The sequence below is a fragment of the Pseudotenacibaculum haliotis genome, assembly GCF_042684245.1.
Taxonomy (GTDB): Bacteria; Bacteroidota; Bacteroidia; order Flavobacteriales; family Flavobacteriaceae; genus Polaribacter; species Polaribacter haliotis_A.
This window is the reverse complement of the sequence record NZ_JBHULH010000008.1, coordinates 42,493-68,564: the sequence shown is the minus strand read 5'-3', so window position 1 is coordinate 68,564 and position 26,072 is coordinate 42,493. Positions and strand designations below refer to the sequence as shown.

Here is a 26,072-nt window from a genome sequence, read left to right as displayed (position 1 = left end):
AACAATCATGGGATATAGTCGAAGAAAATTTGTCTCTTTCCTTGGGAAAGCTAGTCTTGGAACCATAATAACTCCTCCTTTTTTAGTTGGTTGCGGTAATACAACTACCCCAATTGCTACTGAAAACGATTCGAAAGAAAACCTAAACAAACTTAAAGAGCTAAGATTAGAAGCTTTAGCAGCATCTGATAAAGATGATCTTTTACTTACAAAAGGCTTAGATTACCATACGATAGTAAAATGGGGCGATAAGATAAGTGATCAAGATACATTTGGTTTTAACAATGATTTTACTTGTTTTATCCCACTAAACAAAAACAACCCTAAAGACGGGTTGTTATGGGTTAACCACGAATATGTTAACCCTCTTTTTGCTTCCGGATTTAACTACAGAGAATATAAAAACCCGCTACAACATAGAACTTTAGAACAGGTAAACAAAGAAATGTATGAAGTAGGTGGAAGTATTATAAGAGTGAAAGAGGAGAATGGAAAATGGAAAGTTGTTGAAAATGATCCTTTGAACAGAAGAATTACGGCACAAACACCTATCCAATTAAATTGGGATACTCCAATTAAAGGGAAATCTACTGTTATTGGAACTCTTAGCAATTGCTCTGGGGGGATTACTCCTTGGAACACTTTTCTTACTTGCGAAGAAAACTACGATGGCTTTTTTGGTGAAACTATATATGATGAAAATAATATTGCTACCAAAGAACCTAGCTCCTACGGTTGGGAAAACTTTTACGACTATCCACCTGAGCATTATGGCTGGGTAGTAGAAATAAACCCTAAAGATGGAAAAGCTCAAAAGCATGTGGCTCTTGGGAGATTTGCTCATGAATGCTGTACCCTCTATGAATTAGAAGACAAACGAGTAGTTGCATATACCGGAGATGACAAGGTAAATGAGCACTTGTACAAGTTTATTTCTTCCAAACCAGGTTCTTTAAAAGAAGGAACGCTTTATGTAGCGGATACCAAAAATGGGAAATGGCTCCCTTTAGATTGGGAAAGTCAACCCATCTTAAAAGCTAAATTCAAGGATCAAACCGAAGTGCTTATTAGAGCTCGAGAAGCTTCTAAATTATTAGGCGCAACTGAGTTAAACCGACCTGAAGATATTGAGATCGATCCTATTACAGGAAACATATTTGTTACATTAACCAACAACAAACGTAAAAAAGATTATCACGGTTCTATTTTAAAGATCGAAGAAACCAACGGAAAGTTTGATGCTTTAAGCTTCAAAGCTACTACTTACAAAGCCGGTGGTGAAGAAAATGGATTCTCTTGTCCGGATAATCTCGCATTTGACCTATCAGGAAACCTTTGGATGACTTCCGACATGTCTGGAAGTGCAATGAATAAAAAAAATGGCCCGTATTTACCTTTCAAAAATAACAGTTTGTTTGTGATACCAAGATTTGGAAAAAAAGCTGGAGAGGTAATTCGTGTTGCTTCTGCACCAAGAGATGCAGAACTAACAGGGCCATGGTTTTCTCCCGACGGAAAAACGTTATTCTTAAGTGTACAACACCCGGGAGAACAAACCAAAGATCTAAACAGCCCTACCAGTAAATGGCCTTTTGATGAAGATAATATTCCAAAGTCTGCTGTGGTTGCCATTACAGGTGATTTGATTGAAAAAATGAACAAATTGAATCAAATTGAAGATATCAACTAAGAATCAATACACTAAAAAAGAGTGGTGTAAAAGGGTATGAAAAAAAATGTTTTTTTCGTTTGATTTTTTCATGAAAAAAATATCTTTGCACCCGCAAAAGCCGATATAGCTCAGCTGGCTAGAGCAGCTGATTTGTAATCAGCAGGTCGTGGGTTCGAGTCCCTCTATCGGCTCCAAAGAGTTCTTTCATTGAAAGGACTCTTTTTTATTTCCTTTCCATTATTATTTTGTTAATTTTGTATCCAATTATTTGTCAAATCAACAATTCTACGAATGCTCATAATTGGAATCGCCGGAGGTACTGGAAGCGGAAAAACAACAGTTGTTAATCAGATCATTAATGAACTTCCTGCAGATGAAGTCTGTGTCATCTCACAAGACTCGTATTACAAAGCCACCGATAACCTTACGTACGAAGAAAGAACCAAGATCAATTTTGACCATCCAAGAGCTATTGATTTCGATTTGCTTATTGAGCATATTGCCAATTTAAAAGCAAATAAGGTTATAGAACAACCTATTTATTCGTTTGTTACTCATAACCGAATTAAAGACACTGTAAAAACACACCCTAGAAAAGTAGTGATTGTTGAAGGAATTTTGATCTTCAACAGCGAAGAATTACGCAACCTTTTTGATATCAAGATCTTTGTTCATGCAGATGCAGACGAAAGATTGATAAGAAGGGTGAGAAGAGATATATCTGAAAGAGGCAGAGATATAGATGAAGTTTTAAACCGTTATCAAGACACCTTAAAACCAATGCATCAGCAATTTATAGAGCCTACTAAGAATTATGCAGATATTATTATACCAAACGATCGTTATAACACTGTAGCTATTGATATTGTACGAACTGTCATTAGCGAACGTTTATAATTATATATGGGGGTAAAAAAATTAAAAGAGAATCGTTTTTTCAAGCTTTTGACAAATAGTTACATTGTCATACTAACCTTGTTTCTTGTTTGGATGTTCTTTTTTGATGAAAACACCCATCTCAACAGAGAGTTTGACAAAGAGATCAAAGAATTAAAAAATACGATCACTTTTTATAAAAAAGAGATTGAAAAAGATAAAGAGACGATCAAGCAATTGCAAGATTCATTGCAGCTCGAACGTTTTGCACGAGAAAAATACTTAATGAAGAAGGATAATGAAGATGTGTATATTATAGAATTTGACACCCTAAAGAAATAATGAGTACTTTCTTATTTGACGGTTTTGAAACACTTTCACCTTCTGCTTGGAAACAAAAAATCCAAGTAGATCTTAAAGGTGCTGATTATAATGAAACATTGCTTTGGAAAAGTAATGAAGGGATTGTTGTAAAACCTTTTTATTCGCTAGAAGACAGAAATAATGCTGCTATTGATTTGCCCGAAAGAGGTTTTCGTATCTGTCAATCTATTTTTGTTGATGATATTGGTATTTCCAATAAACTGGCAATAGATGCTTTAAAAAGAGGTGCCAATGCAATTCAATTTACTGCTACATCTTCCTTTGATCATCAAAACCTTTTAAAAGGCATTGATCTTTCTGAAACAACACTTTATTTTCATTTACAATTTTTAGACCCGGCTTTTGTTAAGCTATTAGATCAATACTGTAAAAATGCTGATGTTTATTATCAAATAGATCCTATTGGGCATTTGGCCAGAACAGGAAATTGGTATACAAATCTTACCGCAGATATTAATCATACGAAAGAAATTGTTGAGCATATCGATTGTTCCTTGCATGTAAATACATCTATTTATCAAAATGCCGGTGCCAATACTGTTCAAGAGCTGGCTTATGCTTTGGCGCATACCAACGAATACATCGAAATCTTTGGAAAATCTATCATAGAGAAGATGCATTATTCTTTCTCTGTAGGAAGTAATTACTTTTTTTCGATTGCCAAATTGCGAGCTTTTCGTATCTTACACAGGTCTTTAGCGGAAAGACATGGTGTAAAAAGCGCAAAAGCTCATATATTTACACAGCCTAGTTTGCGTAATAAAACAATTTACGATTACAATGTAAATATGTTACGAACTACTAGCGAATGTATGAGTGCTATCCTAGGAGGATCTGATACAATCTCCAATGTTTCTTATGATTCTTTGTATCATAAGTCAAACGAATTTGGTGAGCGTATTTCAAGAAATCAGCTTCTTATTTTACAAAAAGAAGCCTATTTACAAGAAGCACAAAATATAGCTAACGGCACTTATTACATAGAGAACATAACAAAGCAATTTGCTGAAAAGGCCTTAGAGGTTTTTAAGCAAATAGAGAAAGGAGGCGGTTTTTTAAAACAATTAAAAAATGGCTCTATACAGAAGAAAGTACAAGAAAGCGCAAAGAGAGAACAAGAACAATTTAATAAACAAGAAATAGCACTCTTAGGTACTAATAAATTACCTAACAAGGAGGATAGAATGAAAGACAATCTTGAAATTTATCCCTTCTTGAAACAGAATAACTCAAAGACATTAATTCCCCCAATTCCCCCAATTAGGCTCTCTGAGCAGTACGAAAAACATCGATTGGAAACGGAATATTATGACAGGGAACAGTGAAAGAATTAAGAAATTAAAGCACGAGCAAGCAAGAAAAAGAGAGAAGATTAAGGTCTATAAGGAGAAAATGAAAAAACACGTTTTCTACCTAGCAATTACTTTGGCTTTTATATCCATTCTATTTTTAGAGAGTGCATATAAAGTTTTTGGTAGTGCAGCAACATTCTTGATCACAACTCTTTCGACTTTTGTAATTTCTACAGCAGTCTATTATGTTATCATTATAGTTTTAACAAAACAAAGGCAAAGAGAAATTAAGATTATCAGAAGTAAGCTCTATCGATTAATGAGATTGGAACAATGAGTAGAAAAAACATACAAGATCTTACCTTAAACTTTTCAAAATCACAAAACAATAAAACCTTCAGTCATGAAGGTTTTATTGCTGGTATAGCACCCAACTTACGAGGTCCCTACTCTACTATGTACGTAAGAAGACCTTGGACTATTAGGCAATATGCCGGTTTCTCTACTGCTGAAGAAAGTAATGCTTTTTACAGAAGGAATTTAGAAGCCGGACAAAAAGGACTTTCTGTAGCTTTTGACCTAGCAACACACAGAGGCTACGATTCTGATCATGAAAGAGTTCAAGGTGATGTTGGAAAAGCAGGAGTTGCCATTGATTCTGTTGAAGATATGAAAGTACTCTTTGACGGTATTCCTTTAGATAAAATGTCTGTTTCTATGACAATGAACGGTGCCGTATTACCGGTACTTGCTTTTTATATCATTGCTGCCGAAGAACAAGGAGTAAAACCGGAACAACTTTCAGGAACCATTCAGAATGATATTCTAAAGGAATTCATGGTGAGAAATACATATATCTATCCTCCAACTCCTTCAATGAAGATCATTGCAGACATCTTTAAATATACAAGTCAGAACATGCCAAAGTTCAACTCGATCTCTATTTCTGGATATCATATGCAAGAAGCCGGAGCAACTTCTGAAATTGAATTGGCTTACACCTTAGCTGACGGGCTTGAATATATTAGGAAAGGACTAGAATCCGGAATGGATATAGATGCCTTTGCTCCAAGATTGTCATTCTTTTGGGCTATTGGAATGGATCATTTTACAGAGATTGCCAAAATGAGAGCAGCCAGAATGCTTTGGGCAAAGATTGTAAAACAGTTCAACCCTAAGAACCCAAAATCTTTAGCTTTAAGAACACATTGCCAAACAAGCGGATGGAGTTTAACAGAGCAAGACCCTTTTAATAATGTAGCCAGAACAACAATAGAAGCTATGGCTGCCGCATTTGGCGGAACCCAAAGTTTACATACAAATGCCTTGGATGAGGCGATAGCCTTACCTACAGATTTTTCTGCAAGAATTGCTAGAAATACACAGATCTTTTTACAGGAAGAAACTCAAATTACACGAACGGTAGACCCTTGGGCCGGAAGTTATTATGTAGAAGAACTTACAGAGAGCATTGCCAACAAAGCATGGAAACTTATTCAAGAAGTAGAAGAACTTGGCGGAATGACCAAAGCGATTGAAAAGGGAATCCCTAAAATGCGCATTGAGGAAGCCGCTGCAAAAAAGCAGGCCAGAATTGATAGTAGTGAAGATGTTATTGTAGGTGTAAACAAATATCAGTTAGAAGAAGAAGATCCACTGCATATTTTAGAAGTAGACAATGAAGCTGTTAGAAAATCACAAATAGATAGACTGAACCAACTGAAAGCTGAAAGAAACGATCAAAAGGTAAAAGAAACCTTAGCAGATTTGACTAAAGCTGCAGAATCAGGTTCAGGAAATTTATTAGATTTGGCTGTAAAAGCTGCAAGAGCTAGAGCTACATTGGGTGAAATCTCTGATGCTTTAGAAACTATTTTTGGAAGACACAAAGCAGTTCATAAAACCATATCCGGAGTGTATAGTAAAGAAATTAAAAACGATCAACTTTTTAAACAAGCTTCTGAATTAGCAGACAAGTTTGCTGAATTGGAAGGTAGAAGACCTCGTATCATGATTGCCAAGTTAGGACAAGATGGTCACGATAGAGGAGCAAAAGTTGTTGCTACAGGATATGCCGATCTAGGTTTTGATGTAGATATTGGTCCACTTTTCCAAACTCCGGAAGAAGCTACCAAGCAAGCCATTGAAAACGATGTACATATCTTAGGAATTTCTTCATTAGCTGCCGGTCATAAAACGCTGGTACCAAAAGTTATAGAAGAACTTAAAAAATACGGTAGAGAAGATATTATGGTAATTGTAGGAGGTGTAATTCCTGCTCAAGATTATCAGTTCTTATTTGATGCCGGAGCTGTAGGAGTATTTGGTCCGGGAACAAAAATAGCGCAAGCAGCCATAGATATGTTAAACATTTTGATTGAATCTGTAGAGGAATAAAAAAAGTCGAAGTACTTACTACTTCGACCTTTCTTCAAATAAACCAAAACAAATATTCACTAGCTTTCTAGGAAAAGGGTTAAGAATTATTAATTCTCTCCTCCTTCTCCGCCTTCGCTGCCGTGTCTTTCTTTTCCTTCTCTTTTTCCGTGACCTTCGCCGCCTTCGCCACCTTCTTTTCCACCGTGTTCAGAACCACCTACCTCAACGTGAGTTGTCCAACCGTTAAAGCTCTTCTTCGTAGCCTTTAACACAACGTTTTTAGTTGCATATGGCTTTAAAGTAACTGGCTTTGTTGGCCCTAATTCTGTATTGTTAGATAAATGGATCTCTACTCTAGCTTTTTTAATGCTTTTGTTGGTAGTATTCTTCATATACCCTTTAAAAGAGTTAGAGCGCTTATCATATTTTAAAACAAGCTTCACTCCACGCTTCGTCACATTGTAAGTATCGTTAATACTCAACTCAGTTCCATCTTCTTCTCCAGGACCTCCTTTTCTATCTCTAGTATGAGCACCACGAGTTTCATTGTCATCTTTATCATGACCTCTTACCTCTTTTCCATGGTTTCTACCATCCTTATCGTGCCCACTTCCTTCATTATGTGTTTGTGCATTTGAAGTACATGAGAATACAAATAGTGCGGCTGTTAATACAGGTAATGCAAATAGTTTCTTTAAAAATCCTCCTTTGTTAAAATTTGTTGTCATTTTATTTCTTTTTTAAAATTTGTTCTACAAAATTAGAACAAATAATTAGTTCTACAAAATTAGAACAGTATGTTAACAGCTTTTTAACTAAGAGTGTTTAGGTATTCTTCTCTTTAAGAAGAATGAAATTTAGTGGTGTTCTGCTTCAGTATAAGGAGAAAAAGAATGTTCATCTGAATGCTCACCCCCTAAAGTAATCTGTGCGAAGAAGAAAATTAAAACGGCCAATAAAGGTACTACTGCCAACATTACAGCTCTCTTCTTAAAAGTAGAGTTTTGGCTATACATCATATAAAACCTTTTTTTGGTTGCAGAATAGTTAGCATTACTGGTTAATACATTTCTATTCTTCCAAGTAGCAATATTTAATAAGATTTCTTGATAAGAAATGGCATCTTTATGTGTATTGATCACTTCATCATCTGCAATGTACTCATGGTTTAAACGAATAGCTTTCTTGATTGGAATCATAAATGGATTGAACCAGAAAAAGATGTGAAGTATTTCCATGAAAAGAATATCAACAGTATGCTTTTCTCTTACATGCGTAAACTCGTGGGTAAACAGTTCTTGCTCTATTAGATTATTATTATAATCATTCTCATTCACAAAAACATAGTGTAAAAAAGTATGAGGTAAAACTTCATTCTGTACCAAAACGATCACAGCATGTTCTTGATGTATCTTTTTACTGTTTTTAATTTTTCTGATGATGGTATAAAGAGTTAGCCCAAACTTCAACATTAAAATTGCAGCGACTCCTAAATAGATCAACAAAGCAATGGTTGCATAGTTTTCCGGAATATGATAAGATATACTGGCTACATAAGAGTTTATATTAGTGATCTCATTCTCCAAACCAATCTTCAAGCTCGGAACTGTTATTGAAAAGATCAAAGCCCCTAACAGATAGAATCGGTTGAACTGATGCATTTTCTTCTTTTCCAAAAACAACATGTAAAACCCTAGCAACAGGACCATACATAAGATTGAGTTGATAATATATACTTGCATTAGCTTTTCTTTTTTATCTGTTCATCTATAATAGACCTTAGCTTTTCCAGTTCGTCTTTACTTAAGTCATTTTCTCTGGTGCAAAACGAAGCTAGTTGTGCAGCAGAGTTGTCAAAAAAGTTTTGGATCAATCTATTTACTCTTTTCGAAGAATAATCTTTCTTTTTGATCAAAGGATAATAAACTCTTTTAACTCCTATTTGCTCGTATGAGATAAATCCTTTCTCAGTCATTCTCTTTAGCATCGTAGCAACTGTTGTCTTTACAGGTTTTGGCTCAGGAAAATCGTTTAAAATATCTTTCATAAGAGCTTTTTCTCGCTTCCATATGAAATGCATAATTATTTCTTCGGATGGTGTTAAATTCATAATCTTCGTTTCGTTCTACGAATATAGAACGTTTTATGCAATTTCAACCTTCCTATCAAAGATTTAACAGAGATTTACGAATTAAACTCCTCTTTCTCAGAATTTCTTACTTTTAAGAAAACATTTCCAACCATGAAAAAAACTACACTTTTAGCTCTAACTTTCTTGTTGAGTTTTGGCCTCACCTTTGGTCAAAAGAAAAAACTTTCAAAAAATAAAAAAGCTTTAATCGCTTCGGTAGAAAAACACAAAAAAGAACTCATTAGAATTAGTGATGAGATTTGGCGTTTGGCAGAAACTGCATTTGAAGAAACCAATTCTGCTGAAATTTTGGCCAGTTACGCCGAAAAACAAGGATTTAAAGTCGAACGCGGTGTAGCCGAAATGCCTACAGCATTTGTTGCTACCTATGGTTCAGGCTCTCCAGTTATCAGTGTATTGGGTGAATTTGACGCCTTACCCGGAATCTCACAAAAAGCACAACCTACAAAATCTCCATTGGTAGATGGCGGAGCCGGTCATGGTTGCGGTCATAATCTATTTGGTGCAGGAAGCCTTGGAGCAGCCATTGCTATAAAAGAATTAATTGAAGCGGGAAAAATTAAAGGAACTGTAAAATTCTTTGGAACTCCTTCTGAAGAGAAGTTCTTTGGAAAAATATGGATGGTAAATGCCGGTTTATGGGATGATGTAGATGTAAATATCAGCTGGCATCCTTCAGCAAAAACAGAATCAGATGTACAAAGCTCTTTGGCATTGGTAGATTTTAAAGTAGAATTTTTTGGACAAGCTGCTCATGCTGCCGGAGATCCTTGGAACGGACGCAGTGCTTCCGATGCTTTAGAACTCTATGCTTCCGGAATCAATTATTACAGAGAACATGTTAGACCTAGTGTTCGTATGCATTATCATATTCAAGATGGTGGTCAGGTAGTAAATGTAGTTCCGGATTATTCAAGAATATGGGTTCGTGTACGAGACAGCAAGCGTTCCGGAATGCTTCCGGTATATGAGCGTGTGAAGGAAATGGCGAAAGGAGCTGCTATTCTTGCAAATGTGGATTACAAGGTATCGTTGATATCGGGAATCTATGAAGTTTTGGTAAATCGTGAAGGCGGAAAGATCATGCAAGAGAATCTAGAACTCCTAGGACCTATTACTTATACTGATGAAGAAGTAGCTTTTGGAAAAAAGATACAGGAAGTAACAAAAAAGCCACAAGTAGGAATGGATGCCGATATCAACCCACTGGAAGAAACAAAAGAAAATCCGGGAGGCGGATCTACAGATGTAGGTGATGTTAGTTGGAATGTAGCTAATATTAATTTACGAGTAACAACTGCGCCTAAAGATACTCCTTGGCACTCCTGGGCTGTGGTGGCTTGTGGAGGAATGAGTATTGGGCATAAAGGAATGGTATATGCATCCAAAGCAATGTCTATGACCATGTTAGACTTATTTGAAAACCCAAAACTTGTAGAGAAAGTAAAGGCAGAATACAAAGAACGCAAGGGAAAAGAAGTGTACAAGGCCATTATTCCTGAAGGTCCACCACCAATACCTAATAAGAAGAAATAAGCTCAATTCCCTGCATTGTAAAATTTGTAGGGAATTTTTACATCTAAAAGGGAGATTTTGCGTCTAAAAAGATAGAAAAGCGTCTTTATTTTGGCGTTTAATGCGTAAATTTGCATAATCTTTTTTTAAAGCCTCTTTGGGATGAAAAAACTCTTCAATATTCTTTACTCTACACGTTTAATGGCTATCCTTTTTATTGTTTTTGCAACAGCTATGGGAATAGCCACTTTTATTGAAAATGACTACGGTACTCAAACAGCCAAAGCACTGGTTTATAACACTCGGTGGTTTGAAGCCATTATGGTTTTCTTTGTCATCAATTTCTTTGGAAACATTTTCAGGTATCGATTGACCAAGAAAGAGAAATGGCCGGTTTTAATGTTTCACTTGGCTTTTCTATTTATAATTATTGGAGCAGGAATTACTCGTTATATAGGATATGAAGGTTTGATGTTGATTGATGAAGGAGAAACAACCAATAAGTTCTTGTCTGAAACAACCTATGTAAATTTAGTTGTAGATAACGATAAAGAGCAAAAGATCATTCACAGAAAAACACTATTCTCTGCTAAAGGAAAGAATAGTTGGAGTATTGAAGATGATTTTAGAGGTAAAGAGTTTTCCATTGATTTAGTAGATTATATCCCTTGGGCAGAAAAAAAACTTGTTGAAGATGAAAATGGTTCTGAATTCTTATTTGTTGTAGAATCTAGTAGTGGTTCTCGTCATGAACACTATATCAAAAAAGGAACTTTACAAAATATTCATGGAATCTTGGTTGGTTTTGAAGCTCCGGGAGAAAATGCTTCTGTAAATATTTTCAGACAAAATGGAAACCTAAAGATCAAATCAAAAACAGATGGTACTTGGATGCGCATGGCAGATCAAAGACAAGGAGCTGTTGCTAAAGATAGTGTACAACAGTTTCAGTTAAGATCTCTATACAATGTTGCTGGATTACCTTTTGTTGTTCCTGAGCCTGTAAAAAAGGGAGAAATAAGAACTGTACGAGGTAAGAAGAGAGATGATAAGAAATTAGATGTACTTGTACTGGATGTTAATGTTGATGGGCAAACACAACAGATAGAATTGGCCGGAGGACAATACAACTCTCAAAACTCAAAGCAATTGAGTGTAAATGGTTTGAATTTTAGATTGCTATACGGTTCTAAGATCTTAGAAACTCCTTTTAGTATCAAGTTAAACGATTTCCAATTAGAAAAATATCCGGGTTCTGAAAGTGCCGCTGCGTATGCCAGTGAAATTACAGTAACCGATCAAAAAGAAGTTTTTGATTATAGAATTTACATGAACCATATCTTGGATCACAAAGGATATAAATTCTTCCAAGCAAGTTATGATCTTTCCGGTCCTGTAGAACAAACCCACCTTTCAGTAAATCATGATTTTTGGGGAACTCTAATTACCTATATCGGTTATTCACTACTATACTTTGGTATGATCTCATTATTGTTTGCTCCAAAAACTCGTTTTGATCAATTGAAAAAGATGCTGAAAAAGATCGAAAAGAAAAAGGCTGCTCTTGTTCTGTTCTTCGGAATCTTTGTTGGAGCTTCTTCTTTTGCTCAAGATCATAATACACACGCTCCTGCAAGAGCTACCGATCAACAGATCGATTCTATTTTGGAAGCCAACATGATTGATCTAAAGCACGCTGAGACTTTCAACAAAATTGTTATTCAGGATGCGGGAGGTAGAATGAAGCCTGCCCATACGTTTGCATCTGAGCTAATCAGAAAAGTAAGCTATCAAGAAGATTTTAAAGGAATGGAACCTAGTCAGGTACTACTTTCTATTATTGAAAATCCAAGGCTTTGGTTTGATGTTCCATTTATCTATTTGGAAGATGGGAACACCAAAATACGAGAAGATCTAGGTCTGGATAAAGATGTAGAGTATGCAAGATTATCTGATTTTATTACTGCCAGAGGAGAATATAAAATTCGTGATGCTGTTGCTGAAGCGCAAAAGAAGAATGTTAAAAATAAGTTTGAAAAAGACCTGATTAAAATAGACCGCAGAGTTGGTTTATTGTACAGTGCTATTGGAGGTGGAATTTTTAGAATTTTCCCAATTCCTAATGATGAAAACAATACATGGGTTTCTATGCCTGAAACTTCAAGAGCACCGTTCAAGGGAGTTGATTCTGTTTTTGTGAGACAAGCTATTCCTGTTTATTTACAGCTCTTGCAAGTAGCCAAGAAAAATGGCGATTATACTGAAGCAGATAAAATGCTTGTTGGGTTAAAAAACTTTCAAAAGAAATACGGATCTGAAGTATATCCTGATGAAGGAAAAATTGATATGGAGATTCGCTACAACAAACTTTCTATTTTTAATAAGCTTTCCAAGTATTACGGAATGATCAGTGTTGTCATGCTCTTCTTTGTGATCTTTCAGATCTTGTACAACGAAGAGAAATCGAAAAACATTAAATACATTTTAGGAGGTCTCGCTGTAGTGTTTGCCGGGTTGTATCTCTCAAGTGTCATAGGAAAATGGGGACTTATCATGACAATCATACTTGCTATACTGCTTGTCTTACAGATTGTATTCCCTAAAAACTGGCTTAGCATTATTGTAAAGTTCTTGATTGGAACCATCATCTTGCTATTCGTTGCTCATATTGCCGGGCTTGGAGCCAGATGGTATATTAGTGGAAATGCTCCTTGGAGTAATGCTTATGAATCTATCATTTACGTGGCCTTTGCGGTTATGTTATTTGGGTTTATCATTGGAAGAAAATCTTCTCTAACGATTGCCGCAGCAGCGTTTTTAACCTCTATGTTCTTGTTCTTTGCACATCAGAACTGGTTAGATCCTGAAATTGCCAACTTACAACCGGTATTAAACTCTTGGTGGTTATTAGTTCACGTTTCTATTATTGTTGCTAGTTACGGTCCTTTTGCCTTAGGTATGATCTTAGGTGTTGTAGCTTTATTGCTAACCATCTTTACCAATAAAGACAATAAAGCACGTGTTGAGTTAAATATCAAAGAGATTACTGCTATTAATGAAATGGCTTTAACGGTTGGATTGGTTATGCTAACCATTGGTAACTTCCTTGGTGGAATGTGGGCCAATGAAAGTTGGGGTCGCTATTGGGGATGGGATCCAAAAGAAACTTGGGCCTTAATCTCTATTATGATCTATGCTTTTGTATTGCACATGAGGTTGATTCCGGGGCTAAGAAGCAGGTATACTTTTAACCTTTGGTCTATTATTGCTTTTGGTTCTATTATGATGACTTACTTTGGAGTAAACTTTTACTTATCCGGTTTACACTCTTATGCGAGTGGTGATCAAGTGATTACTCCAAGCTCAGTGTATTACTCAGTAGCTTTTGTTGCAGTTTTAGGATTTGTAGCATGGTTACGACACAGAAAGTTTTATAAAAGTTAAGAAAAGTGTACTTTTGTACTCCTTAAAAAAAGAATATGTTTCATAAGAATATAAAGTTAGTATTAGCAGCATTAACCTTTGCTTGGTCTGTTTATGAGTTCTCGCAAGGAAACATTGGAAATGGTATTGCCATTTTACTTCTTACAGGAATGTTTGTACTGTTATACTTTAAAAATGAGTTTATTTTATTAGCCTTTTTACAATTGAGAAGACAAAACTTTCCTGGTGCTCAAAAATGGCTTTCATATATTAAAAATCCAAGTGCGGCTTTGACCAAAAAGCAAGAAGGTTACTACAATTACTTGCACGGAATTATGATGTCGCAAACCAACATCACTCAAGCTGAAAAGTATTTGCGTAAAGCAATTCGTTTAGGTTTATCTATGAACCACGATTTAGCAATGGCTAAATTGCAATTGGCAGGAATTGCCATGACCAAAAGACGTAAACGTGAAGCTACTACTTTACTAGCAGAAGCAAAGAAGCTCGATAAACACGGAATGTTAAAAGAGCAAATGCAGATGATGAAGCAACAAATGAAAAGAATTTAATTTTTGTTATTGCGAGTTTATAAACGAAGCAATCTCATAAATAAAATAGATTAGTTCATTCCATTCGTAATGACAGTCAATCATAAAAAAACTCCTGAGTAAATCAGGAGTTTTTTTTATGTTACATCTCTTAGTACAGAAATTATTCCAATAAGAAAGGTAATAATAATACCTGCGTAAAGTTTCAATCTTCCAAAAGACTCACTTTCTACAGCTGTATCTTCTAAGTCAGTTTTATAAATTAGATAAAAGGCTATGATAGAAATTATAATGAATACAATTCCAAGAATCATATTACTTCAATCTTGTTAATGTTAAATCAGGGTTGTATTGAATGATAAAGATTCCTTCGTTAGAAGACGTACTAAACAGCATTCTAGAATATTCAAACTTGCTTTCTACTCTATAAGAAGTTCCTTTTTTAAAGGTGTCTTTTAAGTTGTCTCCTGAAGCCAATCGCATAGCCGTATCATAAACAATATCAAAACCTTTGGTTGCGTAATAAGACGGTAAAGCGTTATTCTTTTCCAAATACTGCCTGTTAAACATTTGAACTCCCGGTGAGTTCTCATCTACAAGAATATCGCTTGTATATGTAAATCCTAATTTAGCCAGTTTGTTATTGTCTACACGATTGAACTTATTGGCTTTATCCCAAGCAAATATTCTAATGACTGTATCTTCTGGAAGGATTTGCATTTCCGGCTCATCATCCTTCTTTTTCTTCTTTTTATCGTCTTCCTCTTCTTCTTCCTCTTCAGTTGGCAAACTAATCAAACTATTGATCGCATCAGATGCAATCACACTCTGATCTGTTGCTAAGATCACCCAATTTCCAACTTCTGCTTTCAGAGAATTGATGATGAAATGTTTGGCGATATAGCCTGTATTTGGATGAAGAATCTTTGCTTCCTGAATAGAGTCATGCTGCAACAAAGTTGCTTTGATAGCATCGCTATTTCGTATAGAAGCTGCTGTGCTATCTCCAATGATCAAAATATTCTCATTCGTATACTTTTCCAGTATATAATCAATCAATGCTTTTTGATGCACTTCCTTATCAGCATAGGTCTTGATTACTCGCGACGATCTGAATCTATCTTGGTTTCTAGAAAAAACAGGAAACACAACCGGAATACGTGTACGGTTTGCTACTTTAGGCACCTCATCAGAATATAAAGGCCCAATAATAGCATTGTATTCATCAAAATCTGTAACTCTTAGAATAGAATCAATCTTGGTGTTTTTTCTTCCTGTATCAAACAGTGAAATATCAACATCAATACCTTGTCCTCTTAAAGAATCTACAGCTATAGAAGCCCCTAAATACAAATCGGTAGTAATATTAGCCAATGTATTGGTTTTAAAGATGTCTTTCTCTTCAATGGTATCATACTCTATGGCTCTAAAAGGCAAAAGCATCGCCAATCGAACTGAAGCATTTTCCTGAATGGTATCTTGGTAGATCAAGATCTCATCTTCATCTGTAATAGGCTTGATCTTAATGTACATTTCTAATTTCAAACCTTCAGAAAGCTCAGGGTTCAACTCTTTTAACTCTTCTTCAGAAACATTGTAAAAGCGAGTCAAATTATAGAAAGTATCTCCTTTTTTTACCTGATGGACTACAAAATTCTTCTTTAGTTCATCAATATCAACTTCTTTTTTCACTACTTCAGTACTATCAATCTCTTCTGTAGTGGTTATCGTTGTATCGTTGGTAGTTGTATCTTCTTCTTTGAAATTCTTATTCGGAATAATAATGACGGTATCAGGGCTCGGCCTTCTACCTACATCGGGATTTAAACGAAGCAAATCTCTGGTTTTCATATCCAATCGTTTGGCGATCGTCTTCATTGTTTCGCCTTTCTTAACAGTATAGGACACGTATTTTCTCTGCTGCGCACAGGATGTGGCAACAACCATTAAACATAGAATTACTAATAATTTAAATCCTCTCATATATTATTCCCATTCAATTGTAGCAGGTGGCTTAGAACTAATATCGTATACCACTCTGTTTACTCCTTTTACTTTATTAATGATCTGGTTTGACGTTTTTTGCAAGAACTCATACGGCAAATTTACCCAATCGGCAGTCATACCATCAGTACTTTCTACAGCTCTTAAGGCAACTACTTTTTCGTAAGTTCTTTCGTCTCCCATCACTCCTACCGAATTTACCGGTAATAGCATGGCTCCTGCTTGCCAAACTTTATTGTACAATCCATTTTCTTTCAATCCATCGATGAAAATGGCATCCACTTCTTGCAAAATACGAACTTTTTCTGAGGTGATATCTCCCAAAATTCGAATTGCTAATCCAGGTCCCGGGAATGGGTGACGTCCTAACAACTCAGGGTCAATCCCCATAGAAGCTCCTACTCTTCTCACTTCGTCTTTAAACAACATTCTTAGAGGCTCTACTACTTTCAGCTTCATAAAATCCGGTAATCCTCCTACGTTGTGATGACTCTTGATGGTAGCTGAAGGTCCTTTTACAGAAACCGATTCGATCACATCCGGATAAATAGTTCCTTGAGCCAGCCACTTTGCATTTTCTATTTTATTTGCTTCATCATCAAACACCTCAATAAAGACTCTTCCGATCGTCTTTCTCTTTTGCTCTGGATCACTAATTCCTGCTAAAGCATCCAAAAAACGTGCCGATGCATCTACACCTTTAACGTTTAATCCCATTCCTTCGTATTGCTTGAGTACACTTTCGAACTCATTTTTTCGTAACAATCCGTTGTTTACGAAAATACAATGAAGGTTTTTTCCAATGGCTTTATGTAATAATACTCCGGCAACAGTAGAATCTACTCCTCCTGATAATCCAAGTACTACTTTATCATCTCCTAATTTTTCTTTTAGTTCTTGTACTGTAGAATCTACAAATGAGTCTGATGTCCAATCTTGAGCAATTCCGGCGATGTTTACCAAGAAATTCTCTAGTAATTGTTTTCCATCAGTTGAGTGATATACTTCCGGATGGAATTGAATTGCATAGGTGTCTTCTCCTTCAATTCTGTACGCCGCATTTTCTACATCGGAAGTACTTGCTAAATGTACTGCTCCTTCCGGTAATTGCTTGATGGTATCTGAATGACTCATCCAAACTTGGCTTCCTTCAGAAATATTAGCAAAGAAATCTTCTCCCTCTTTGATAAACGATAAGTTAGCCCTTCCGTACTCTCTTGTATTGGATGGTGCTACTTCTCCTCCTGAAAAATGAGCTAAATATTGAGCTCCGTAACAAACAGCTAATAAAGGACGCTTTCCTCTAATCTCTGAAAGATCTGGATGTGGTGCATCTTCTGCTCTTACAGAAAAAGGGCTTCCTGATAAAATAACTGCTTTAAAATCGTTGATATTCTCTGGAGGATTGTTGTAAGGATGGATCTCACAATAGATATTCAATTCTCTCACTCGTCTCGCAATTAACTGCGTGTATTGCGATCCGAAATCTAGTATAAGTACGTTGTGTTGTTGCATGTGCAAAAATAGTACTTCAATTTAGATTAGAAAGCTTTGAAAAGAGAAAATTTTACACCTTTAATATCGGTATACAACTGCGTTGATATTCATCCCTGCTCCTACCGAGGCAAGAATGATAATATCTCCTTTTTTTACCTCCTGATCTTTGATATTTCCCTTTAAGACCAAATCCAATAAAGTTGGCACTGTAGCTACGGAACTATTCCCTAATTTGTGAATACTCATTGGCATAATTCCCTCAGGGATTGGCTTCTTATACAACCTAAAGAAACGCTTGATAATGGCCTCGTCCATCTTCTCATTAGCTTGATGGATAAATACTTTTTTTACTTCGTCAATATCAATTCCACTTCTTTCCAATGCTGTTTTCATCGCATTAGGAACATTATTTAATGCAAACTCATAGATTTTTCTACCGTGCATTTTGATATAACGGACATCAGGATGTTCATTTTTATCGTAAGAATTTCCGAAGAATAAATAATAAGCTTCGTCTTTGGTAAAGGTTTGTGTGGCGTGGCTTAAAATTCCTGAATCTTCTGAGTCTCCATTTGCTTTTTCTACAATACAGGCTCCTGCACCATCACTATAGATCATTGAGTCTCTATCGTGTTTGTCTAAAACTCTGGATAAAGTTTCTGCGCCAATAACCAAGACTTTCTCTGCAATTCCTGATTTGATAAACGCTTGAGCTTGAATGACACCTTCTACCCATCCCGGGCAACCAAATAAAATATCATAAGCAACACAGTTAGGGTTTTCTATACCTAATCTATACTTAACACGCGTTGCTAAACTTGGTAAAATGTCGCTTTGAATTGCTGCTGATTTTACATCTCCGAAGTTGTGCGCCAAAATGATATAGTCCAATTCTTCCGGATCAATCCCTGCATCTTCTATAGCTTTTTGAGCTGCTAAATATCCAATATCTGAAGCATTCAATTTGGTATCTGCGTATCTTCTCTCCTCAATTCCTGTTATCGACTTGAACTTATCAATAATTATATCATTGGGATTTTGGATTTCGGTTCCATCTGCATTTAAAAATCGATGCGTTAAGAATTTATCATTCTCTTTTTTAATTGACGGAATGTAAGATCCTGTTCCGGTAATAACTGATTTTACCATGATTCCCTGCGTTTTTTTTAGTTAGCTTAGTTCATATCAAATGAACGTTTTTTTGTATGCTTTACCTATAATTGAGAGGGATATTTTTCAACTTTTATCATATTCTCAATAGCTATCATAAAAATTAGAGATATTTAAATTTTTAACTAAAAAATTACGAATATGATAATTACTGATTTATAAGTAGGAACTATCAAATGAAAATGGCAATAAAGAGGTAATAGACTCTGTCTTTACCACCTTACCAATTTCTCCCATAAACAGGACTTCTATAGGCTCTTCTTGGTTTACTTCATATTCCAGTAATGTTTGCCTACAAGCTCCACAAGGTCCTACGGGTTTATCTACTGTTTTATTATTAGAAATAGCAGAAATTGCTATTTTTTTTACTTTTTTATTTGGGAAACTTGATCCTGCTTTCCAGATAGCTACACGTTCTGCACACATACCTGAAGGGTATGCTGCATTTTCCTGATTGTTTCCGGTAATTACAGTATCATCTTCCATCAAGAGCGCTGCTCCAACATTAAAGTTTGAATAGGGAGCATAAGAGCTTTTGGTTGCTTCTATAGCGGCTTGCATCAGTTTTTTATCGGAGTCGGAAAGTTCGTCCATGCTATCATAGAGATAGCCAGATGCAGCAATATTAATTTTTTTCATCAAGAGTAAGTTCTTTTGAAAAAACTAAGGTACTAATAATCGTTGTAAATTTCACCTAAATCAAAGGATAGTGAAAATCTAAGAGAATTCTCTAAAGGATTGTTCACATCTGAAGAGTTGATCAAGTACGATAAATCTACATTTAACGCATTGGTTTTGAACCCTGCTCCAATGGTAAAGAACTGTCTATTTCCTTTGTCTGGGCTTTCGTGAAAATATCCTGCTCTTAAAGCAAAAGCATTGTTATATAAGTATTCTGCTCCTAAAGCGTAGGTTACTTCTTTTAACTCCTCGCTAAATCCTCCCGGTGCATCACCAAAAGAACCAAAGATTCCGGAAATAAATCCATCATCTTGCTCAGATCCGTCAGCTTGTGGAGTAGGAACTAAAAGCTTTGTAAATTCAGTATTTACACTTACTACATTATAATCATCCAAGATAAAATCGAAACCTCCACCAAACTTTAAGTTGGTAGGAATGAAATCTTCTTCTCCAGGAACATAAGATACTTTAGGTCCAATATTGGCAATATTGAATCCAATTCTATAGCGTCCGTTAAATGTTCCGTAGTTTTCCTCAGGAGATTGATAATATCCTGAAACATCTACAGCAAATGAATTGATTGGTTGTAATGTTGAGTTGGTTCCTGTAAAAGCTAAGTTAGATCTAAAGTAACGACCACTAACTCCCATAGAGAATGTTTCACTTAGTTTTAAGGCGTATGTTCCGGAAATTGCAAATTCATTAGGGTTAATGGTTCCGTTTGGATTTCCAAGATTATCTGTCAAATCTACTTGTCCTAAAGAGAAATAACGAAATTCAACTCCATAAGCTGCATTTTCGCTAAATCTTTTGATATAGGATGCACTCCCGATAAAAATATCATCCGTTAAATTTCTTAACCAAGGAGAGTAGTTCAGTCCAATAAGTACTTCTCTACCACTAAATGCAATTTTAGACGGATTGTGAAACAACGAGCTTGCATCTGCAGATGTAGATACTCCAACATCTCCCATTGCTCCTGCTCTTGCATCGGGCACGATCAATAAAAATGGTGTAGCTGTTGTAATCCCTCCTGTTTGTGATGTATTGGTTTGAGCTACTGCTCCACCGATACTTAACAAGCTAACGACAAATAATAATCCTAATTTTTTCATATGATTGGTTTCCTTCTTAAACGCAAATATCGTCATTTATTATAGTATGACTAATTTTTCATACTTCTCTGCTGAGATATTGCTTACGGTTGATTTTACTTTTAGTTTGTATACATATACTCCTTTTCCTATTCTATTTCCAAAATCATCCAAACCGTTCCAAGCGATACTTCTTGATAAATTACCTGTTGTTAGCACTTGTTGATTGATTGTTTTGATTAATTTTCCTGAAATAGTGAAAATTTGTACCTGAACTTCGAGGGACTCGTTCGGCTTATTATGGTTGAACCAAAATTCGGTGTAATTTACAAATGGATTTGGATAATTCAAAACATTATCCAAAGTTAGCGTTGCATCACTTACAACTACAAAGTTAATTGTTGCTTCTGATGAATTATTGTAAGTGTCCCAAGCCTTTAGTTTAATTGTATGCGGACCAACACTTAGGTCTCGCAAACGATACACAACTTTCCCATTGGTAAAATCATCCAATTCTGTTTGATAAAAGTCATTTAAAATGATTGGGTTGGACTCATCTCCGTCTAAAATAGCCACAATATCATGATCTACAGCTGTAACTGAGGTGTTGATTCCACTGATGTCTGACAGTTTTGCAATGAGGTTTGGCGAAACATTTGTATTTCCTCCATCAATAAAAGATTCGTCATTCATAAACAATTGAATCTCCGGCCCGGTGGTATCCTCCGGCGCGCTCTCATTGATTCCTCCTACTATGACATCATTATTAAACCCTCCTCTGTCCGAGACTTGATTTTCTGCATAAAAACTCAACTTCCCTTTTCCGAAAGCTATTCTAATATCTCTTGGCACTATAAATTCAAAACTGAAAGCTCCATTTTCTACGGTTGCCTGACCTCTAAATAGTTTACTTTCTTGAGAATCAAAGATCATTACATTGTTAAATCCATCATTATCTAATGTAGATTTATCAATAGGCTTATCAAAAACTGTGGTAGATAATGTTCCGTTGAAATCTGATAGTGTATTGTTTGCATTGTCTGTAACCACTCCTTCAAAACTTACTTTTGACAAAGCTTTTAATGTGTCTAAAGATTGAGTTACATCTACGCCATTCATTCTGGTAATTCTCACATTGGGTTCCGGAATTGCCAATTCTTTAGCAGGATCTCCAAAGTAATAGATAAAGAATTTTTGAAAGTTTGAGAATCCATTTTTCGTTTCTGTTAAAGCTTCTGCAATTGAAAAATTGTTGGGAGTAAACTCTAAGAGTATACTGATTAAATCTTCATTAAAATTTTGCCCTACACTTACAAAAACCTCTCTGGTTGTAGTAATCATACTTGCAGCGCCTCCATTAGTATTCCAAAAAGTAAGCTCTCCTGCTGTAATTCTGCTAGGGTTATCAAAACGTGAAAATTCACAGGTTACCGTAATAAAAAGAGGTAATGTGTTAGAGTTCTGAAAAGCCTGCACTTGAGGCACATCTAAAAATCGTTCTGAGGCAAATCCGTCTTCCCCTCCATGTCCAAAATAATCAAACACCAAAGTTCCTCTTTCTATAGCTGTGGTAATGGCTTCTTTTACATCAGGGTATCGTTCTCCTCCAGATGAATTCTCTTGTACAAAAGCATCTGCATAGATCTTATTTACATTAAAGACAGGTTTGTTGTTTTTGATATCATCTGCAATTCTTTCTACACCAATCTGAATACTATTGTCTGTTGGCTCATCTGTATCATCAGCTACCAACGTAACTACATTTCTCCAATCTCCCAACCCATCTGTCTCGTAATAATTCAATATCTTGTCAACTACCTGTGTTGCTTGTGACAATGTGCTTACCGGAATTCTTCCGGTGGCAACATCTAAAGTATGGGTTGGAGACATAGAACCTTCATTATCATCCAACATAACAAAAAAATCATCTGTTACATATGAGAAAGCCAAACTGTAGCTTTGCTCTGATTCGTATACAGGAACTATATTGTTGTTTTCTGTAATACGATCTTTATAATCGTAAGATCCATCACCAAAGAAACATACGTATCTTAATTTTTTGTCGGCTGTTGTATTATTATCATATATATGTTTGATAAAATCTCTGATTCCTGTAATGTCCGGAGCTCCGGAAGAAAACTCATTGTATATATCATCTACGATAACAACTTGGGTTGTCAGCCCTGAATTTTGCTGGTGATAATCTGCTATTCGTTGTGCTTGTGAAGACAGTTCTTCATTGGTGATTAATAAATAATTAATGTCTTGTAAAGCATGAAGGTTTTGGTTTTCGACTCTTGAACCTGCTACCGTTTCCGGTGTGTAAAAGTCTCCTGAGTTAAGAACTACATATTCTCTAAGTTCTCCTGCATTGGCTTTGAAGGTGAAATTCCCTGTAGATTCATTTTCTATGGATGCTACATTGATAGGGTCTGTTACATCCCATAATTGAAGAATGTTTTGTGCATTCTGAATTTGATATTCTACAATTCCTGTAGCATTAGCCGCGTCAAAACTTCTGAATGAAAATTGAAAATTATCTGCCACCAAATTCTTTTTCCCTACCACTTCGATATAATCTAAATAGGCTCTTGCGGCTGGGTTTCCTCCGTTATTATAATCTATTGTAATATTGAAAGTTGATGATGAATTCATCAATGTACCTGTTCGTATCTGATCAGATGCTAGAATGAGGCTATTAGGGTTGATTGCCAAAAAACTAAGTGTATACAAATCCTGAGAATTCACTGATACTCGCATATTACTAGTAGGCAATGCTGAAACTCCTACAGCTCTAACGGTTATAGATACATCTTGATTGGCAACTGCATTGGGAAAAGGAATTTCAAAAGTCTGCTGATTCTCTATACTAAATTCTTCTCCTAACCATTTTCTTCCGGCAGCAAAAAGGTTGACTGTTTCTTGCTCGTAGAAAACAAAATCATCGAATGTGGTTGCTTGTATGTCCGGAGTTCCTGTAACAGGTGTTGAGGGTTGAACTCTCTTCCCGTTTGTTCCGTCTACAGTAATAAAATAATAGGCTTTATCTGAATAAATGTTTTGTCGATGACTTGCCGTTCCTGATGCAGGATTTGTAACCCAATGATGAGGACCTTGGGCATAGAATAAAATAAAGTCGTTTGCATCAAAAGAGCCATCGGCTTCTCCTTCTATATAAATGGCATTCTCTTGTAGATCTTCGTGTCGGAAATCGGAGTTCAATTCCGAAAGTCGATTCCCTCCATTTCCGTATATATGAATCTTTCTGGGATCTAAGCCTGTAGTAGAGACCCCTATCTGTTGAAGCAACGATCTATCTATTCTAAAAACACCTGTTGTATCTACAGAAAATTTATACCAATTTCCGTTAGCAAGTACTGAGTTGGTTACTTGTGCGTACAGCGTGCTAGTAAGAAGAAAAAATATAGCGACTACAGTAGTTTTCCTCATCATAATCATACCTCAAATAACGGAAATTAAACTCATATATTTTACAGGAAAAGAGGATATGTAATAATAAACCAAAAACATCTACGTTTAAGGTAATAGTTGAAAATGAATAGGAGGCTAAAAATTTACGATTCATCTTGCGTGAATACAATTTTGTTGTAAATTGCAAAGCTGAAACAAAACCCTTAATGTTTGAAATAAGATATGAAAAACTTATTTAGAATAAACTTGCTTTTATTAAGCTCATTACTACTATACAATTGTAATTCAGCCAATAAAAGTAAATCTTCTTTAACCGGATGGAATTTTAATGACCCAAAATATGGTAATTATATCAAAGGGACATCATTCCAAGGACAGAAGATACCTGATGGAATGGTAGCTATTGAAGGTGGTACTTTTACTATGGGACAAGTACAAGATGATGTAATGTTTGATTGGAATACTACTCCTAGACAGATGCATGTTCGTTCTTTTTATTTGGATGAAGCAGAAGTTACCAACTCAGAATATCTTTTATACTTACAAGTAACAAAAGATATTTTCCCACCTGAAGAAGAAAAATACAAAAACATCTATAACGCTGCTTTACCGGATACTTTGGTTTGGAGAAGTAGTTTAGGTAATACAGAACTTTTATCTGAAAACTATTTAAGACATCCTGCTTATGCAGATTATCCTGTTGTAGGGGTAAGCTGGTTACAAGCTGTTCAATACTGTAAGTGGAGAACAAGTGCTGTAAACATGAAGAGATTAATTGATAGAGGAATTTTAAACAACGTTTTAGAAAACGACTCTATAAGAAACTTCTTTGATACTGACCTTTATTTAGAAGATCCTAACAGATTATTTGAAGGTGACTCTACTGTTTACAAGAGGGGACTTCCTGATAACAGAGCAAGAAAAAGAGGACAACCAAGACCTCCAAGAGGTTCTTTTACCGGGCGTCAGGTAACAGCTCAAGATGGTATCTTAGCTCAAAAGTTTAGACTTCCTACTGAAGTAGAATGGGAATATGCTGCAAAAGCTGTTGTTGAAAACAGAGAGTACAACAACGTAAGAGGTAGAAAGAAATATGCGTGGAATGGTAAGTATACTAGAGATCGTTCTACAAGATATAAAGGAGATCAGCTGGCAAACTTCAAACAAAGACAAGGTAACTATAGTGGATTACCAGGATGGAGTGATGACGGATCTGATATTCCAATCAAAGTGAAGTCTTATCCACCAAATGCTTTTGGATTGTATGACATGTCCGGAAACGTTGCTGAATGGGTAGCTGATGTATATAGACCTATTATTGATACTGAAGCAAACGACTTTAATTACTTTAGAGGAAACATCTTTACTAAGAAGTTGATTGACTCTACAGGACAAGTAGTTGTAGTTGGAGAGAGCGCTAATGCTACAATCAAGTACGACACATTGCCAAATGGTAAGATCGTTCCATTAGAATTACCTGGAGAGATCAAATATGTTCCTATCAGTAAAGACGATGCATTCATGAGAAGAAATTACAGAATTGCTTCTAACTTGAACAAAAATGATGGAGATAAGAACTCAAGTAGACACTACGATCTAGAAGATGATCAGTTTAACAAAGAACCTAGAATGTACAACTCTCCTATCAATCAAAAAGATTCTATCACAGGAAAGTTAAATCAGTATGACACTAAAAAACGTCGTACGTTGATTAGTGATAAGACTAGAGTTCATAAAGGTGGATCATGGCAAGATAGAGAGTACTGGTTAGATCCGGCTCAAAGAAGATACCTTCCTGAGTATATGTCTACCAACTATATTGGTTTCAGATGTGCTTCGGACATTGTAGGTGCATTAAGTTACAAGAAAAGAACTGCAAGAAACCCATCAAGAAATTAATTTTAATTTTTGAAAATATTAAGCCTCATTGAATTTTTCTCAATGAGGTTT

The 26,072-nt window shown here is 35.7% G+C and carries 19 protein-coding genes and 1 tRNA gene; 11 read left to right on the top strand and 9 right to left on the bottom strand.

Annotated elements, in window-relative coordinates; genetic code table 11:
• The first annotated feature begins 7 nt into the window (after positions 1-7).
• The 7 genes from ACFSRZ_RS12140 to scpA all read left to right on the top strand — a co-directional run bounded on the left by ACFSRZ_RS12140 (position 8) and on the right by scpA (position 6,621).
• Positions 8-1,690, top strand: a complete 1,683-nt coding sequence (locus tag ACFSRZ_RS12140; RefSeq protein ID WP_379666836.1) for a PhoX family protein — start codon at positions 8-10, stop codon at positions 1,688-1,690.
• Between the two features lie 99 nt (positions 1,691-1,789).
• Positions 1,790-1,866 (top strand) — tRNA-Thr (locus ACFSRZ_RS12135).
• A 97-nt stretch (positions 1,867-1,963) separates the two neighbouring features.
• The gene (gene udk / locus ACFSRZ_RS12130) at positions 1,964-2,569 is read left to right on the top strand and encodes a uridine kinase (protein ID WP_379666835.1); all 606 of its coding nucleotides are present in this window, start codon (positions 1,964-1,966) and stop codon (positions 2,567-2,569) included.
• Between the two features lie 6 nt (positions 2,570-2,575).
• A complete protein-coding gene (locus tag ACFSRZ_RS12125) occupies positions 2,576-2,890 on the top strand; it encodes an FtsB family cell division protein (RefSeq protein ID WP_379666834.1) in 315 nt (104 codons plus the stop codon).
• Positions 2,890-4,257 carry a methylmalonyl-CoA mutase subunit beta gene (locus ACFSRZ_RS12120; protein ID WP_379666833.1) on the top strand — a complete coding sequence of 456 codons (1,368 nt, stop codon included), beginning with the start codon at positions 2,890-2,892 and terminating at the stop codon, positions 4,255-4,257. The genes ACFSRZ_RS12125 and ACFSRZ_RS12120 overlap by 1 nt, the downstream gene beginning before the upstream one ends.
• Positions 4,241-4,561, top strand: a complete 321-nt coding sequence (locus tag ACFSRZ_RS12115; protein ID WP_379666832.1) for a hypothetical protein — start codon at positions 4,241-4,243, stop codon at positions 4,559-4,561. The genes ACFSRZ_RS12120 and ACFSRZ_RS12115 overlap by 17 nt, the downstream gene beginning before the upstream one ends.
• Positions 4,558-6,621, top strand: coding sequence for a methylmalonyl-CoA mutase (gene scpA, locus ACFSRZ_RS12110; RefSeq protein WP_379666831.1), 2,064 nt, complete (start codon positions 4,558-4,560; stop codon positions 6,619-6,621). Before ACFSRZ_RS12115 ends, scpA begins: the two co-directional genes overlap by 4 nt.
• Before the next feature lie 89 nt (positions 6,622-6,710).
• Here the strand turns inward: scpA and ACFSRZ_RS12105 are convergent, their stop codons facing one another.
• From ACFSRZ_RS12105 to ACFSRZ_RS12095, 3 genes are all read right to left on the bottom strand, one after another.
• A complete protein-coding gene (locus tag ACFSRZ_RS12105) occupies positions 6,711-7,331 on the bottom strand; it encodes a hypothetical protein (protein ID WP_379666830.1) in 621 nt (206 codons plus the stop codon).
• Between the two features lie 129 nt (positions 7,332-7,460).
• Positions 7,461-8,345 carry a M56 family metallopeptidase gene (locus tag ACFSRZ_RS12100; protein ID WP_379666829.1) on the bottom strand — a complete coding sequence of 295 codons (885 nt, stop codon included), beginning with the start codon at positions 8,343-8,345 and terminating at the stop codon, positions 7,461-7,463.
• Positions 8,345-8,713, bottom strand: coding sequence for a BlaI/MecI/CopY family transcriptional regulator (locus ACFSRZ_RS12095; protein WP_379666828.1), 369 nt, complete (start codon positions 8,711-8,713; stop codon positions 8,345-8,347). The genes ACFSRZ_RS12100 and ACFSRZ_RS12095 overlap by 1 nt, the downstream gene beginning before the upstream one ends.
• Before the next feature lie 132 nt (positions 8,714-8,845).
• On the opposite strand from ACFSRZ_RS12095, the gene ACFSRZ_RS12090 reads away from it, so the two are divergent.
• The 3 genes from ACFSRZ_RS12090 to ACFSRZ_RS12080 all read left to right on the top strand — a co-directional run bounded on the left by ACFSRZ_RS12090 (position 8,846) and on the right by ACFSRZ_RS12080 (position 14,265).
• Positions 8,846-10,291: an amidohydrolase gene (locus tag ACFSRZ_RS12090; protein WP_379666827.1), complete on the top strand. Its 1,446-nt coding sequence runs from the start codon at positions 8,846-8,848 to the stop codon at positions 10,289-10,291.
• Positions 10,292-10,432: 141 nt separating this feature from the next.
• Positions 10,433-13,714, top strand: coding sequence for a cytochrome c biogenesis protein CcsA (gene ccsA / locus ACFSRZ_RS12085; protein WP_379666826.1), 3,282 nt, complete (start codon positions 10,433-10,435; stop codon positions 13,712-13,714).
• A gap of 35 nt (positions 13,715-13,749) precedes the next feature.
• Positions 13,750-14,265, top strand: a complete 516-nt coding sequence (locus ACFSRZ_RS12080; RefSeq protein WP_379666825.1) for a DUF2892 domain-containing protein — start codon at positions 13,750-13,752, stop codon at positions 14,263-14,265.
• 294 nt (positions 14,266-14,559) lie between these two features.
• Here ACFSRZ_RS12080 and ACFSRZ_RS12075 read toward each other — a convergent pair whose 3' ends face one another.
• From ACFSRZ_RS12075 to porU, 6 genes are all read right to left on the bottom strand, one after another.
• Positions 14,560-16,122, bottom strand: a complete 1,563-nt coding sequence (locus tag ACFSRZ_RS12075; protein ID WP_449301480.1) for a LysM peptidoglycan-binding domain-containing protein — start codon at positions 16,120-16,122, stop codon at positions 14,560-14,562.
• A 108-nt stretch (positions 16,123-16,230) separates the two neighbouring features.
• On the bottom strand, positions 16,231-17,763 hold the full coding sequence (gene guaA, locus ACFSRZ_RS12070) for a glutamine-hydrolyzing GMP synthase (protein WP_379666824.1): 1,533 nt from the start codon (positions 17,761-17,763) through the stop codon (positions 16,231-16,233).
• Between the two features lie 60 nt (positions 17,764-17,823).
• Positions 17,824-18,894: a 3-oxoacyl-ACP synthase III family protein gene (locus tag ACFSRZ_RS12065; RefSeq protein WP_379666823.1), complete on the bottom strand. Its 1,071-nt coding sequence runs from the start codon at positions 18,892-18,894 to the stop codon at positions 17,824-17,826.
• Positions 18,895-19,071: 177 nt separating this feature from the next.
• Positions 19,072-19,554 carry a cytidine deaminase gene (cdd, locus tag ACFSRZ_RS12060; RefSeq protein ID WP_379666822.1) on the bottom strand — a complete coding sequence of 161 codons (483 nt, stop codon included), beginning with the start codon at positions 19,552-19,554 and terminating at the stop codon, positions 19,072-19,074.
• A 32-nt stretch (positions 19,555-19,586) separates the two neighbouring features.
• On the bottom strand, positions 19,587-20,711 hold the full coding sequence (gene porV / locus ACFSRZ_RS12055; RefSeq protein WP_379666821.1) for a type IX secretion system outer membrane channel protein PorV: 1,125 nt from the start codon (positions 20,709-20,711) through the stop codon (positions 19,587-19,589).
• Between the two features lie 39 nt (positions 20,712-20,750).
• Positions 20,751-24,143, bottom strand: coding sequence for a type IX secretion system sortase PorU (gene porU, locus ACFSRZ_RS12050; protein WP_379666820.1), 3,393 nt, complete (start codon positions 24,141-24,143; stop codon positions 20,751-20,753).
• Between the two features lie 201 nt (positions 24,144-24,344).
• Here porU and gldJ point away from each other — a divergent pair, with 201 nt between their 5' ends.
• Entirely contained in the window at positions 24,345-26,021 is a 1,677-nt protein-coding gene (gene gldJ, locus ACFSRZ_RS12045) for a gliding motility lipoprotein GldJ (protein ID WP_379666819.1), read from the top strand.
• Positions 26,022-26,072: the final 51 nt, after the last annotated feature.